Source organism: Burkholderia sp. RF2-non_BP3 (assembly GCF_001522185.1).
Taxonomy (GTDB): Bacteria; Pseudomonadota; Gammaproteobacteria; order Burkholderiales; family Burkholderiaceae; genus Burkholderia; species Burkholderia diffusa.
Genome location: NZ_LOSU01000028.1, coordinates 809,200 through 824,090, shown reverse-complemented (window position 1 = coordinate 824,090; position 14,891 = coordinate 809,200). Strand labels below are relative to the sequence as shown.

Here is a 14,891-nt window from a genome sequence, read left to right as displayed (position 1 = left end):
TCAACTACCTCCACAACCATTTATGCCAAGCCCATCGGCCTTCGCGTCGTAATGACTCTTGTGCGATTTCCCCCTGTCATCCTGTCGATTTTTTTTGATTGGGTTGATATCATTGCCGGGAAACCCTGTCTTGGTGCCATACAATTCACTATATGCCTGCTCAAACCCCTTGGATTGGGTGTAAGTAAGCATTCCCTCAACACCAATCTCCAATGGTCTAATCTCAGTTCCAGCATTTGCCCGATACCTGCCATTTTCGCTTCTATGTCCAGCTAGACGATCCCGTAGAGACTGCTTTGTGTGCCCCACATAGTAAGGCGCATCAGCTCCAGGCTCGAATAGCCCGTATACGGTGTATCCGCGCTCATTTAGAGGTGTAAGCTCCAATCCATACGGATCAATCCAGTTAAAGACGTTAGGTGCGTATTGATATAGATTGAGTCCACCATCTAGGCCAATCGGATCCTCACTGATAAAGATTCCGGTATCGGGATCGTAGTATCGATACCGGTTGAAGTGGAGCCCCGTTTCAGCGTCATGATACTGTCCTTGCAGCCTGATCGGCTGCTCATTCCACGAAGCCCCTAAACGCTCAACGCATTCCGCCGGGCAATACTCCCAGACGCAATTCCCGACAGCATCGTGCATCCGCTGAGGCGCTCCGTTGGGATCATTCTGGTAAAAATACGCCGCTCCCGAGCTCTGTGCCAACTGTCCCGCTGCCTGCGCGGAGGCCCCGTGCTCGGGCAGATCGCAATGCACCGCCGCAAACGGCCGGAATGTGCCCGGATAATTGACCCATTCATACACGCGACGTGACGGGGGGGCAGCGACCACTTCGGCTAAGTCCCGTGAAGCCGGCTGCACTACGCCCACCCTGTCGCCCTCGTCCGAGGCCGCATTGCCAGTTACGTGATCGCCCGTCGTGTACTCGCCCACGAGCGCGTCGCCATCCCAGAAAAAGTGGCTGACGCGTGGCGATTCCCGGTTCGCACCGCCAGCGGTCCCGGCATACACAACCTTGCGCACCCGCCGCATGAACACATCGTATTCATACTGTGCGTGGATGCGAACTTGACTGCCCGGTACTGCTGCAACAGTCGGCCGCACCGCCATCGCTTCGGCCAGTTGCCCGGCCGCATCCCAGCACAAGGTCAGATCCTGCCCGGCTTCCTGCTTGCGGATCAGGTTGCCCGCGCGGTCGTACGCGTAGTAGCAGCCGTCGTATTCGCCTTCGCGCACCCAGGTACCGGTCTGCGTCGTCTCATCCGCGCCCGCCGTGCGGCGCTCCCGGATGTGCGTTTTCAGCAAATCGCCCGCAGGGTCGTGCAGGTAGCGGCGCAGCCGGCCCGTAGGGTCGGTATGCGCGACCACCCGGCCCACAGGGTCGTACCGGAAGTGCTCGATGCCGTTGCGCGAATCGCGCTTCTCCACCAACTCGCCATTCGCGTCGTATGCATATTCACTTGCGAACAGCACACCGGTGCCGCTCAGCAGCGTTTGTTTTGCCACTTGCCCGCCCGCTTCATACGACAGCTCGCGCCGCAACGCTCCGCTCAATTGCTCGACGCAAACCTGACCGATCGCATCGCGTTCAAGGACGATCGGCACAGCATCATCGATCTGGATCGACGTCACGGCATCCAACGCGTCATATTCATAGCGAACGGAATATTCGACCACGTCACTGCCGGCAACGAGCCGAGTTCTGCGTTCGATCCGGTTGCCGGTTGCATCATAGGTGCTCGCGATCGTGAAATCGTCGCCCTGTCGCTCCTCGATCACCCGCCCCAATTCGTCGTAGCGGAACTCGACGCGACTCGAGGGGTTCTCAGCGAGCACGAGGTCACCCTGCCGGTCAAATACGAAACGGTCGATCCGCACGCCTTCGGCGTGTGCCGGGGCCGGCACGCGCTTTTCGACGATCCGGCCCAGCCGGTCGTAACGGTACTCGATGGTCTGCCCGAGCGGGTCCGTACTGGCGTACAGATTGCCCGCCGCGCCGTACTGGTAACGTCGCGTCTGTCCCCAGTAATCCGTCTCCGCTGTAACCCGGCCCAACGCATCGCGCTCGAGCACGTAGAGTTCACCGCGTTCATTGACCACGCCGATCAATTGCTCCTCGGAGTCATACCTGTATTCGATGGCGGTGCCATCCGGCGCGAGCCGCCGGCTTACCTGTCCGAGCGCCGAGTACGCCATCTGCGTTATATGCCCGGCCGGATCCCGATAGCGCACGAGATTGCCGTCGGGATCATACGTACAATGGATTTCCTGCCCACCCGGCTCGGTCGCGCGGGTCAGACTGCCGTTAAGGTCGTATTCATAGTGGCTGACCTGCCCGAGCGCATTGACGGTCTTGACCAGGTTTCCGAGCGAGTCATGTGTGTACTGCGTGCGGTGGCCAAGCGCGTCAGTCAACACCGCTAGATGACCATCGCGGTCGTAATCGAATCGCGTGATCGCACCGCGTGGCCCTATATGCGCGACGATCTGTCCATGCGTGTCATAGGAATAGCGTGAGGTCGTCTGCGCCGGCGTCGTCTGCGTGAGCAGATTGCCGTGCTCGTCCCATTCATACCGCCACTGCCGGCCTCCCGGCGCAGTTGCGCAGACCGGCCGGTGATCCCGGTTGTACGTAGTGTGCACCGCACTGCCATCCGGCAGTATCTGCCTCAGCAGGTTCCCGTACTGGTCATATTCCCATGCAGTCGTCCGCCCCCCCGGATCGGTTTCGGCATTCGTGCGCCCCTGTGCGTCGTACCGGTAACTGGTCACGCCGCACAGCGGATCGACCCTGGTCAACGGCATGCCTCGCTCGTTCAACTGCAGGACGGTGGTGTGGCCGAGCGAATTGGTGACGCGCGTTTCCATCCGCTTCCGATCGTAGGCGAAGCGATAATCGAGGAGTCCCTTGTCTCCCCACGCGTGATCGACGCGCCACGTGCCGTCGTCATGCTGCTGGTAACTGTAGTGGAACGACACACCTCGCGCACTGGTATGGCGCACCATCCGGTGGCCGTCCGCGTATGCGAAATAGTGTGGGTGCGCCATCGCGTCGATTGCAGCGGTCAGGTTTCGCTCACAGTCATGCTCGTAACTGACGAGCGGATGCGCACGGCCGCCCGTGTCGATCAGGGTCAGCGAGGTAAGCAATCCGGTGTCCGCTCTTCGGCCAACGCCGCATTCGACCACGCGCCCTGTCGCCTCATCTCGCTTCCATTCGACGACGCGCCTCAGGCTACCGTCACGTTCACGCTCGAACCCCCACGCGTTGCCGCTGAGATCCGCCATCCGATCGATGAGCAGTATGAGGCGCATGTCATCGTGAAGTGCGTCGACAGCGCGTTGCCACTGTGCGAGCCGCGCGTACTCGTATTCAACGCCAGCGCGGGCACGCAGCACGAGTCGGCCATCCCGCCAGTACAGCGCGTGCCCATACTGCAAGTCATACACCCGTGCCGGCCACCCCTCTTCTTTCGGTATGACGTCGAAAGCCGTCGCATGGTCCGGAAAGTATGCCGCCGCGCCAATCGATCCTTCGTGCCGCATCAGTTCGAGCCGGATGTCGGCCGGGGTCTGCCAGCCCACGCCGGCAGCGCCCGCGCACCGGTCGCGACTCGCGTAATATCGGTCCCATCTGAGCGGCAGCCGTCCTGGCACCGTAAAATCCCGCTGCTGTACCACCACATCGCCGGTGGTCATATCCACCGGATCGGCTCCCAGCACATTACAACGCAGGAAACCGGGTTTCAAATGCAGCTTGTCCGCAAGCCTTTTAGCCCATTCGCTACCCCGAAAGGCCTTGAACAGCCCCATCGCCAGCGCAGCCATATTCATGATCGGCGGCCCACCCACTAGCACAGGCCGCCCTGCCGGAATCGGCAGCATGACCGAACTCGGCATCGACGGATAGGTTCGCTCCGTGTGCGCGCCATTGTGCGGCGGCGGCTCCATGCCAACCGACCAGCAACTCAGCGCCTGCAACGCCATGTACGACATCGGATCGTTGTTCGCGAGCACGGTCTTGCTGCCCATGAACGATTCCCCGTCGTTCGACGGTTCGAAGTCCTCCGCAGGAGGCGGCGCAAACGATTCGCCGAGCGGAAAATGCAACCCCGGAACGTGATACGCATGTGTGCCGGCCGTGGCACGCATCATCCCGTTCACGAAAATCGGCCTGCCGCTGCTGCCCCCCGATCCGACGTTCGAGCCAAGATCGTTACTGATGCGGTTCTCGATCTCGTCGGCCTCTTTCGCGAGCTTCATCCCCTTCGCTATAGTGGGGTCGTTCTTGAGGTCCGGCAGCTTTCCGCCGCCCATCAAGTCATTGAGCTGTTCATTGACCTGCTCGTTTGCTTCATCGGCCAGGTGTTCCAAGGCCTTCACATCTTCGGGATGATCTTCGATGTATTCGGTCACCTTGTCCTGCACGATCATCATCGCAATGCAACCGGCCACGGCCTTTGCCGCTTGAACGTACTCCCGCAGATCGAGGATGAACCCGACATGAGGATGCGGCAGGAACACCGGTGGCGTACCCGGTGTGACCAGTACCGAATGAACGTCAACGCCGACGACGGGGTCGAGATGCTTGACGGCCGGGAGTGCCATGGTTTCGGCCCCCGCTCAACGCCCACCACGCAACGCCGCGACCTTCTCGCTAAGCGCATTGCGCCGCCGGTCCTGCACACCCAACTGCAAAACCATCCACTCCACAACCATCGGCAGATTACTGTTCGCCCGCATCGGCTCGTCGATCATCAACCCTGCATCGAGCGCATTGAACCCGGCTTCCAGCGCATGCTCGCGCTCCCCTGCCCGCTCCCAGCATACGGCGCTCATGCGCCATGCTTCGACCGTCATCAGCCCGTCCATCGCAGCCAAGGTCGACGCCGCCGCACGCTCATAGCAATACGCCGAATGCGCGTAGTCCTTGTGCGTCAAATGCACGCTCGCCTCGCCGAACAGCCCGTTCGCAACCAGCTTGTGCCCTGCCGGATGCCCGGCTTCAACTGCGCGCATCCCGCTGCTGGCTGCGCTCCGATACGCATCGATCGCGCGCGCCCGATCGCGCCACTTCAGATACGCGGCACCGGCAATCAGATGCACGACAACACACTGATCGAACCACTGCTCACGCTCGGCAACCCTCAGCGCCGCCGCACGTAGTTCCTCCAGCCGAGCCGGATTACCGCTTTCGATGATCTCGGTCAGCAACACGAAATGCCGTCGAAATTCACCGCTCGGCCCGCGCTCGCCCGATTCCGCCAGCAATTCGCGCGGCACGCTCGCCATCGAGTATTTGCCGTGCACGACCCGCACCACGGCACGATGCCGTTGCATCAACGCAGCAAACGGCGCGATATCCGTACGCGGCACGACAAAACGCACGCGCTCGGCAAGCTGCGGCGCGACCGCAATGATCGACAGCAAATCGTCGAGCCATCGCACCCATGCCGTGTCATCCCGCACTTTGGCCGGTTCCAGCACGAATACCATCGCCGGAAAAACGTCCGGATGGTGCTGCATCAGGCTGTCGGCAACCGCGAACAGATACAGCAACGGATCCTTGTCATCGTCGTACGGCGCTTGCCAATCGGCCCGCACCCCATGCGCATCGGATCCTTCACGCCGGCTGTCATAGAACGCAATGAGTTCGTCCGTCAGCGCCTTCGCATAACTCGCTTCACTAATGAACGACGCGCGCATCGTCCTGACCGCACACGACGTCTCGTCCTGAACCTGAAAATAGAGCCGCACGAGTTCCGCATCCGTCTCGTCGGTCTGCCAGATCATCAATCGCGCATCCTGCTCTTTTGCGAAACTCATCCAGTCCGTATGCGCATCCATGAACCTGCGTTCTATCGGATTGGTCGGCTGCCAGTTCTGCATTCGTGCGAGCCTCCGTTATGGATTCAGTTTCAGGATCGTCCCTTCGACCGTATGCTCGACCGACGCAGACGACGTCACCTTCTTGCTGTTGACGGTGTGGCTTTCGGTGCCAGCCGACGCGACGTTGACGCCCTGGATCGTGATCGTTCCGTCGCGCTTCATCACGATGCTGGACATCCCGCAGACGAGCGAAAGCTGATCTCCGGCGTTGACGAGCACCTGATGCTGCACGTTCGTCGTATGGTTCGCGCCGACGTTGACGGTGTGCTCACCGCCGACCGTGTGCGTATGGGCGTTGGCAATCGTCGATGTACGTGCACCGATTTCCTCGGTATGCGACGACGCAACCAGCGTCTTCATGTCTTGCGACGTCGTTTGATACATCTGTCCGACATTCAGCGTCTTGCCTTCGCCGATCGTTTCAGTCTTGGCTTTCGCAACCGTCTCGGTATGTATTCCGCCAATGGTCGCGTCGCGATTCGCCGCGATCGTCACGGTTTCGTTCTTGCCGACCGTTCGCGTCCGGTTTCCCCCCACCCCATGCGTCTCGTCCACCCCGATCTGCGCGACCCGGTTCTGCCCGATATTCACGGTCTCGTTCTTCCCGACGCTCCGTTGCCGGTTGTTCTTCACCTGCATCGTTTCGTCGTTCCCGACGGTATGCGTATGGTTGTTCCCGACGGAAAGTGTGTGATCGGCCTCCGTCTCCGCATCGAAATTCCTTTCAGCATGCATCCACAACTGCTCGGCGCCCTTCTTGTCCTCGAACCGAAACGCATTCGCATGCTCGGTGGTCCCGCCCGGCGACGACCTCGACAACAACCCGCTTTGGGTCGCACTGCCTGGCAGCCCCCACGGCGGCATCTTCTCGCCGTTGTAAACGCGCCCCGTCACGATCGGCTCATCCGGATCGCCGTTGAGAAAATCGACGACCACCTCATCGCCGACACGCGGAATCTGCACGCCTCCGAATCCACCCCCGGCCCAAGGACTCGACACTCGAACCCAGCATGACGAATCCTGATTGCTCTGCCCATACCGGTCCCAGCGAAACTGCAGCTTCACTCGCCCATACTGATCGGTCCAGATTTCCTCCCCCGGCGGCCCGACCACGGTAGCCGTCTGCGGCCCGTTCGTCCGCGGCCGCGGCGTTTCACGCGGCGATCGGTAAGGCAGGCTCGACGGCTGCACGAGCATCATCGTTCGATGCACGACAGCCTCCGCGCCCTGATCGCTCGCATACGCGTTCTCCTGGAAACGGTACCAACACCGCACGATCAGGTACTCGCGGTTCTGATCGGCACGCGGGCAATGCGCAAGCGTGAACAGATAGCCCGGCGCGGCGCCGCGCACGTCGGTATCCGCACTCGCCCGCTCATGTTCGGCCTGCTGCTCCTCGAGCCGCACGCGGCTGTAATGCGCACCAGGCGCATCGTCGCGATACCCGCCCGGCCATTCGAACGACGCGAAGCTGTCGTGATCATGACCGCGCGGATCGACCTTCTGCGCGGAAAGATCGGCGCGCGGCTTCGTATAGTCGTAGTCGGTCGTCTGATGCTTGCCGACGCTCACCGCCTGCGCGGGCAGCCAGCCGTCGATGTGTTCCTCGTCGGCGATCGCGGTGCGATCCTGCGCGATGTACGGGATCGTTTCGTAGCCGGGCAACGCGACGTGCGACGACATCGCGTCGCACAGCACGAGCGTGTGATTGTCGGCCGCGTGCCGGAAATAAAAATAGATGCCCTCGAACTCCATCAATCGCATCACGAACGCGGCGTCGGTCTCGTTGTATTGCACGCAGAACTCACGCGGCACGTACGCATCGGTCAGCTTGTTTTCGATGGGGAAGCCGTAAGGCGCGAGCACTTCCTGCACGATGTCGGGCACGGTGCGGTTCTGGAAGATCCGGCAATCTGAGCGACGCGTCGCGAGCCACAGCCACGGCCGCACGACCAGTTCGTAACCGTAGTGCCGCTCGGCACGCCGGCCGGCCAGCGTCGCGCGCGCGACGATCCCGTTCAGATAGCGCGTCGACAGGTCCTGCTGCTCGATCCGCACGGTCACGGGCTTGCCGAGCATGTCCTTCAGCGACAGGCTGTGGCTGTCAGCCAGCGCCTCGATCCGGAATTCGAACAGGCGGCCGAGTTCGTCGCTGCCGTCGAGCGTGTGGAACTTCAGGTCGTCGCCGTGCGGGCTGTCGAGTGTGAATACGCGATTCACGTCGTTCCCTCCTCGTCGAACCGGTAAGCGAATTCGCCGCCGGCGGCGCTCACCTCGATCGACGTCAGCGCGCGACCTTCGAGCGTGGCTTCGAGGATCGCGCGGCCGATGCGCGGCATCACGGTATGCGTGAGGATCGCGTCGACCATGCGCCCGCCGGATTCGATCGTCCTGCAGCGCGCGACGATCAGCGCGGTCGCCGAATCGGTGCAGCGCAGCCGGATCCCGTGATGTTGGTCGATCCGCTTCTCGAAGCGCCGCAACTGCAACTCGACGATGCGCGCGAGCGTCGCATCGGTCAGCGGGTAGTACGGCACGACGGTCAACCGGCCGAGCAGCGCGGCGGGGAACACGTCGAGCAGCGGCGCGCGCAGCGCATCGGCAAGCGTCTGCATGTCGGGCAGGCGCTCGGGGTCGCGGCACAGCTGCATCACGCGATCGGCGCCGACGTTCGACGTCAGCAAAATCACGGTATGCCGGAAATCGATGTCGCGCCCCTCGCCATCTTCCATCCAGCCCTTGTCGAACACCTGGAAGAAAATCTCGTGCACGTCGCGATGCGCCTTCTCGATCTCGTCGAGCAGCACGACGCTGTACGGCCGCCGCCGCACGGCCTCGGTGAGCACCCCGCCCTGCCCGTAGCCGACGTAGCCGGGCGGCGCGCCCTTCAGCGTCGATACCGTGTGCGCCTCCTGGAATTCGCTCATGTTGATCGTGATCGCGTTGCGCTCGCCGCCGTACAACGTGTCGGCCAGCGCGAGCGCGGTCTCGGTCTTGCCGACGCCGGACGGCCCGCACAGCAGGAACACGCCGTGCGGTTTGGTCGGGTCGTCGAGCTTCGCACGTGCGGTCTGAATCCGTTCGGCGATCAGTTCGACCGCATGGTGCTGGCCGACGACGCGTTCGCCGAGCGTCTCGGCGAGCTTGAGCACGGCCTGCGTCTCGTCGCGCACCATCCGCCCGAGCGGGATGCCGGTCCAGTCGGCGACGACGGCGGCGACCGCATGCGTGTCGACGGCGGGCAGCACGAGCGGTGCGTCGCCTTGCATCTCTGCCAGCGCCTGCTGTGCGACAGCGAGGCGCGACAGGACATCGGCGCGTGCGTCGCCGGTGAGCGCGCGCGACGGCGCGTCGTCGAGCAGCGCGGCGCGCGATTCGACGATCGAGGCCAACGCGTCGCGCTCGGCTTGCCAGCGCGTATCGAGCCGATCGAGCTCCGTCTGTACGGCGGCAAGCTCGGCATCGATCGCGTCGCGCCGCGCGGTGTCGCCGGTGCCGAGCGCGCACTCGCGCGCGATCCGTTCCCGCTCGACGCGCAGGCCGTCGATGCGTCGGCGCGCATCCTCGATCGGCGCGGGCACCGCGTGCTGGCTGACGGCGACGCGCGCGCAGGCCGTGTCGAGCAGGCTGATCGCCTTGTCCGGCAACTGCCGCGCGGGAATATACCGATGCGACAACGTCACGGCGGCCTGCAGCGCGTCGTCGAGCACCAGCACGCGGTGGTGCGCTTCGAGCTTCGCGGCGAGACCGCGCAGCATCGTCACGGCGGCGGCCTCTTCGGGTTCGAGCACGTGGACGAGCTGGAAGCGCCGCGTCAGCGCGGGATCCTTCTCGATGTACTGCTTGTACTCGGACCAGGTGGTCGCGCCGATGGTGCGCAGCAGGCCGCGCGCGAGCGCCGGTTTCAGCAGGTTCGCGGCGTCGCCGGTGCCGGCCGCCCCGCCCGCGCCGACGAGCGTATGGACTTCGTCGACGAAGAGGATCGTCGGCCGCTCGGACGACATCGCTTCGTCGATCACGCCGCGCAGGCGGCTCTCGAATTCGCCCTTCACGCTCGCGCCGGCCTGCAGCAGCCCGATGTCGAGCAGGTACAGCGCGACGTCTCGCAGAGACGGCGGCACGTCCCCGGCGGCGATGCGCAGCGCGAAGCCTTCCGCGACGGCGGTCTTGCCGACGCCGGCCTCGCCGACCAGCAGCGGGTTGTTCTGCCGGCGCCGCAGCAGGATGTCGACGATCTGGCGGATCTCCGCGTCGCGCCCGACGACGGGGTCGATCTCGCCTGCCCGCGCACGGGCGGTCAGGTCGACGGCGAAGCGCGCCAGGGCCGCGCCTTCCGCGCCTTCCGCGACTGGCGCACCGCGCATCGCGGCGTCGCCGGAGCCGGTACCCGAGCCCGAATCGGCACGCGCGGCCGGTTGCGCCTCGGGCGAACCGTCGACAATCGATGCGAGTTCGTCGGCGAGCACGTCGGGCACGATGCGCTCGAACTCGCGTGCGATCGCATACAACACGTTGCGCAACTGCGGCGTCTTCAGGATCGCGAGCAGCAGGACCGCGCCGCGAATCCGCGTCGCGTCGTATTTCAAGGTCGCATAGACCCACGCGCGTTCGACCGCGTCGTCGATGTGCACGGACAGGTCCGACACCGATCCCGCGCCACGCGGCAGCCGATCGAGCGACGCGACGAGCCCGCGCTCGATCGCGGCCTCGTCGATCTCGAACCGGCGCAACACGCGCTGCAGGTCGCCGTCGGGCCGCTGCAGAAGCTGCTTGATCCAGTGCGCGAGCTCCACGTACGGATTGCCGCGCAGCCGGCAGAATCCGGTCGCCTGCTCGAGCGTTTCGTAGAGGAGCGGGTTGAGCTTTCCGAACAGGTTGACGCGGCCGATATCGGACATGACGGTTCCCGTTTAGGCGGTTTCGCGATGAGGGACGGCGCCGGTGCGCGGCGGCCCGCCACGGCGCGCGTCGTAACGGACGACGAGATCGCGCGCGGGCCCCGCGTCGAGCCGCTGCCCGAGCCACGCAGTACGGCCGAGGCCCTGCGGCGCGCCGAGCGCGATCGCGGGCACCGCGTCGGCCGCCAGTTCGAGCTGAACGTCCCAGTCGAACTCGATGCCGACGTATTCGCGCACCCAGTGCGCGAGCTGCCGCGCGTGCGGGCCGCCCGGCAGGAAGCGCCGGTACGCGTCGAGCGACAGCGGCCCGAGCACGATCCGGAAATGAGACTGCGCGTCGCGCACCGCGATGCCGAGCGCGACGCCGCCGACGCGCAGGGTCGGCCGCGTCGCACGGATCACGCAGCGCTGCGTGCGCTCGATCGCGACCCAGCGCGGCACGTGCTCGACGATGCGCGCGTCGACGCCGAAATGGCTGCTCAGGATCTGCACGAGCCCTTCCGGGTTGCGCGTGTGCCGCACGAGATGACCCGCGTGGAAATAAAGCGCATGCGGCGCGAGCGTGTCGGCGGCCGTGCGTTCCGCATCGGCCTGCGCGGCCGGCCGGTCGTCATGCGCGGCGCGCCCGATGAGGCTCGCGACATACGCGTCGAACCGCGCGCGCCCGGGACGATCGAGGCTCGCCGTCGGTTGCGCGTCGGCCCATGCGCGGTAGAACAGCAGAATCAGCCGGTGATGAAACAGGTCCGCGAATGCGGCGAACGTCGGGTCGTCGTGCTGGGCCGCGCGCTCGTGCGCGTATTCGGTCAGGTGGGTCGGCAGCGGACCGTTCGGTCCGAACAACCCGAAACCGTGGATCGCGATGCGCGGCCGCGTGGCGCCGCCGTCCCCATCGTATGCGCCGGCCACCATCGACGCCGCGAACGCGAGCGACGGCTGTTGCCCGAGCCGCACCGGTTCGTCGCGCGGCCGCGCGGCATGGCCGAGCGGTGCGCGGCCGGACGACAGCGCATCGAGCCAGCGCAACGCCTGGAACAGGTCGTAGCCATGCGGCGCGGCGCGCAGTCGCGCCCACCACGCATCGCGGCGGGCGGATTCGACGGCCGATCGAGCGTCGGGTGGCGTGCCGTGCTTCATATCGCGGGCCGCCGGCCGATGCGCGCGGGCCAGTGCGCGAGCGTGCCGCGTTGCACGCTGGTCAGCACGCATTCGGCGAACGCATTGATCGAAACATGCCGCGCGAAGAACTGTTCGAGCACCGCGCCGAGCAGGAACGGGCTGTCGCCGGAAAACGCATGATCGTCGACGGTCACGTCGACCTGCACGCCGCGTCCGAACATCAGCGGGCCGAGCGCCGGCAGCCGCCGGAACACCGGCGAGAACGCGACGCGCCGCACGCCGTCGATCTGCCGGCGCATCGCGGCATCGGCCGGGTCGGCGTGCAGGCCGAGCAGCTCGCGTAGCGCATGTGCGCCCTCGTCGTCGTCGAGATCGGTCAGCGTTTGCCGGGCGAGCCCGATATGACGGACGAGCCGCCAGGCCGTCTGCGCATCGGCGATCGGCGGGCGCGGGCGCGACGGGCCGCGAATCGCGACGATGCGCTCGACGGGCGCCGAAATGCGCAGCGTGAACGCGTTCGCATCGCCCGGCGGCAGCAGCAGCGCGAGATCGCGGTTCGTGCAGAGCGTGTCGACGGACAGATAGCGCATCGTCTCGTCGTACGGCGCGCACTGACTGTCGACGAGCGACACGTAGGTTTCGCTGCCGACGTAGCCGGTGCGCGTGCCGTTCGCGCGTGCCTGCGCGGACACCAGCCGAGGCTCGCGCCGTACCGTGTAGTACGCGCCGTAGTTGCCGTCGTCGCGCGCGAACGACGCATGAAACGGCCGGAATTCGCGCGACTGGCCATCGTCGCGCTGCTCGCTCGCGAGCCGCTGCACGGCATAGACCTCGTGATCGAGCGGCCGGCTGCGGTCGACGACGACATGATGCTCGCGTGCGCCCGGCTGCAACAGGATCCGGTCGCCGCGACGTGCGAACAGGTTCACGGCCGGTGTGCAGTTCAGCGCCAGATGCCGCGCATCGACGGCCGCTTCGAGCGCGGCGTCGTGGCGATCGAACAGCACGGTCAGCTCGCATTCGTCGCCGGTGGCGCGCGCGAGCGCGGCGCGCAGCCCGCCGATACTGAAGAACAGGAAGCGCGCCGGAAACGCGAAATACTCGCGCAGCAGCCGGTAGCCGTGGAAACTGCGCCCGTCGTCGGGCAGGATCGCCTGCGCCGGATCGAAGCCCTCATGGACGATCGCATCGGCGTCGAGCGTATGCAGCCAGCGCGGCGGCTGCCCCGGATCGTGGCAGACAGCGCCGAGCGCATGCGCGGCGATCAGTTCGAGCAGGTGCAGCGCGTCGCGTTCCGGGCCCGCGAGATGAAAGGTCAGTTGCTCGAGCGGCAGTTGCGACAGCCTGGCGCCGCCGCGCGCCTTGAGCCGGATGCGCAGCGCGCCGCGCACGTCCTGGCGCGCTGGCACGGCGCCGCGCGGCAGCCATGACGGCGCGCCGGTGACGGCCGCATCGGTCAGCTCGAGCGGCCACAGCGTCAGGTCGTGCGCGGTACGGAATTCACATGCGGTCTGCTCGGACGCGGCGGGCCGCGCGCGCAGCGCGGTGCCGGCCGGCAGCCGCCAGCCCTGTGCGAGGCTGCCTTCGTTGAGCATCGGCGCGAACCGCACGATCGCCATCGACGGCAATGGCGCGAGATAGCCCGGATACACCGCGTCCAGCAGCGCCTGCGTGAAGCGCGGAAACTCGGCGTCCATCTTCAGCTGCACGCGCGCGGTGAGAAAACTGAAGCCTTCGAGCAGCCGTTCGACGTACGGATCGGGCGGCCCGGATTCGGTGAGCCGCAGCCGCGCGGCGACCTTCGGAAATTGCTGCGCGAATTCGTCGCCGAGCTCGCGCAGGTACACGAGCTCGCGGTTGTAGTAGTCGAGCAGGCGCGTATCCATCGTGTCAGTTTCCCGCCGCGGACCGCAGCGACATCGCACCCGTCTCGAGATCGAGGTCGGAGCGCAGCACGAATTCGACCGGATGCGGGATCGACCACAGCGTGCCGCGAATCTCGAACAGCAGCACGTTGTGACGCCGTTCGCCGGCGCGCCCGTCCGATGCATCGGCGATGCTGCGGACCTCGACGCTGTCCGGCGCGATGCGTGGCTCGAAGCGCACGATCGCGTCGCGGATCGACGCCTCGACCGACATCCGCTCGACGCCCGACATCGGCTTGCCGACGAGCGGCCGCATCCCGTAGTTGAGCACCGAGGCCTGCGCATGCGCGAATGCGGCCCAGTCGACGAAGCCGTCCTCGGCATTGCGCGTATTGAGCAGCCACGCGAGATCGCGCAGCACGGCCGCACGCAGGCGCTCGGCGCCGATCCCTTGCGTGCCGGGCGGATCGGCCGTGCGCTGCGGCGCGTCGTCGGTCAGCCGGTCGAGCAGCGCGGGCTGCAGCCGGTCGCGCACTCCGGCGTGGCGGCCGGCGCGGGCTTGCGGGTCGTCCATCGTCATCGCTCCGCCGTCACATCTCGGTGTTTTCCTTGATGTTCCAGCCGACCGACACCTCGGCGCCCTTGCCGCCGTTGTCGTTCTGCTGCCAGTACTGCTTCTTCACCTTCGCGGCCTGGAAGCCGTAGTGCATCATCAGCCGGTCGGCCGCGTCGCCGGGGTCGATGCCCGCGACCTGCGCGGACGTGACGAGCACTTCCTGCAGCGTCACGCGCATGAACTCGACCTGCGTGCCGCCGGTCTTGCACGCGGAGATCTCGACCTTCGGCAAATGCTTGCCGCTCGCGCAGTTCTTGACGATTGCCGGCGCGCCCTTGTCCATGTACGCGGCCACGACGAGATCGTTGAAACTCGCCTTGCCCGCGTTGCCGCCGCTGCCGCTCGCCATCGCGCCCGGCTGGCTCGCGCCCCACGTGAACGATTCGATGTCGGTCCAGCCCTTGTGCTGCGCGTCCGCCGATTCGCCGGTCACGCCGTCCACCTTCATAAACATTGCCACGCCCATTGCCGTCTCCGTTTCGGTGCGAAATCACGTTG

At 65.5% G+C, this 14,891-nt stretch carries 8 protein-coding genes; all 8 read right to left on the bottom strand.

Annotated features, from left to right (window positions below):
- From WS45_RS14055 to WS45_RS14020, 8 genes are read right to left on the bottom strand one after another with little or no spacing between them, the layout of a single operon-like run.
- On the bottom strand, window positions 1-4,614 hold the full coding sequence (locus tag WS45_RS14055; RefSeq protein ID WP_082721912.1) for an RHS repeat-associated core domain-containing protein: 4,614 nt from the start codon (window positions 4,612-4,614) through the stop codon (window positions 1-3).
- A 15-nt stretch (window positions 4,615-4,629) separates the two neighbouring features.
- Window positions 4,630-5,895 carry a hypothetical protein gene (locus WS45_RS14050; protein WP_059700421.1) on the bottom strand — a complete coding sequence of 422 codons (1,266 nt, stop codon included), beginning with the start codon at window positions 5,893-5,895 and terminating at the stop codon, window positions 4,630-4,632.
- 15 nt (window positions 5,896-5,910) lie between these two features.
- Window positions 5,911-8,115 (bottom strand): type VI secretion system Vgr family protein, encoded by a 2,205-nt coding sequence (gene tssI, locus WS45_RS14045; RefSeq protein WP_059700419.1) that lies wholly within the window; start codon window positions 8,113-8,115, stop codon window positions 5,911-5,913.
- On the bottom strand, window positions 8,112-10,793 hold the full coding sequence (gene tssH, locus WS45_RS14040) for a type VI secretion system ATPase TssH (RefSeq protein ID WP_059700417.1): 2,682 nt from the start codon (window positions 10,791-10,793) through the stop codon (window positions 8,112-8,114). The genes tssI and tssH overlap by 4 nt, the downstream gene beginning before the upstream one ends.
- 12 nt (window positions 10,794-10,805) lie before the next feature.
- Window positions 10,806-11,930 carry a type VI secretion system baseplate subunit TssG gene (gene tssG / locus WS45_RS14035; RefSeq protein ID WP_059700415.1) on the bottom strand — a complete coding sequence of 375 codons (1,125 nt, stop codon included), beginning with the start codon at window positions 11,928-11,930 and terminating at the stop codon, window positions 10,806-10,808.
- Entirely contained in the window at window positions 11,927-13,798 is a 1,872-nt protein-coding gene (gene tssF, locus WS45_RS14030) for a type VI secretion system baseplate subunit TssF (RefSeq protein WP_059700414.1), read from the bottom strand. The genes tssG and tssF overlap by 4 nt, the downstream gene beginning before the upstream one ends.
- Before the next feature lie 4 nt (window positions 13,799-13,802).
- Window positions 13,803-14,351 carry a type VI secretion system baseplate subunit TssE gene (tssE, locus tag WS45_RS14025; protein WP_059700599.1) on the bottom strand — a complete coding sequence of 183 codons (549 nt, stop codon included), beginning with the start codon at window positions 14,349-14,351 and terminating at the stop codon, window positions 13,803-13,805.
- A gap of 16 nt (window positions 14,352-14,367) precedes the next feature.
- Window positions 14,368-14,859 (bottom strand): Hcp family type VI secretion system effector, encoded by a 492-nt coding sequence (locus WS45_RS14020; protein WP_059525502.1) that lies wholly within the window; start codon window positions 14,857-14,859, stop codon window positions 14,368-14,370.
- Between the last annotated feature and the right edge of the window lie 32 nt (window positions 14,860-14,891).

Coding starts and splice junctions, on each gene's coding strand:
- tssF (WP_059700414.1), bottom strand. CDS start 13,798: ATGGATACGCGCCTGCTCGACTACTACAACCGCGAGCTCGTGTACCTG.
- WS45_RS14050 (WP_059700421.1), bottom strand. CDS start 5,895: ATGCAGAACTGGCAGCCGACCAATCCGATAGAACGCAGGTTCATGGAT.
- tssH (WP_059700417.1), bottom strand. CDS start 10,793: ATGTCCGATATCGGCCGCGTCAACCTGTTCGGAAAGCTCAACCCGCTC.
- WS45_RS14020 (WP_059525502.1), bottom strand. CDS start 14,859: ATGGGCGTGGCAATGTTTATGAAGGTGGACGGCGTGACCGGCGAATCG.
- tssE (WP_059700599.1), bottom strand. CDS start 14,351: ATGGACGACCCGCAAGCCCGCGCCGGCCGCCACGCCGGAGTGCGCGAC.
- WS45_RS14055 (WP_082721912.1), bottom strand. CDS start 4,614: ATGGCACTCCCGGCCGTCAAGCATCTCGACCCCGTCGTCGGCGTTGAC.
- tssG (WP_059700415.1), bottom strand. CDS start 11,930: ATGAAGCACGGCACGCCACCCGACGCTCGATCGGCCGTCGAATCCGCC.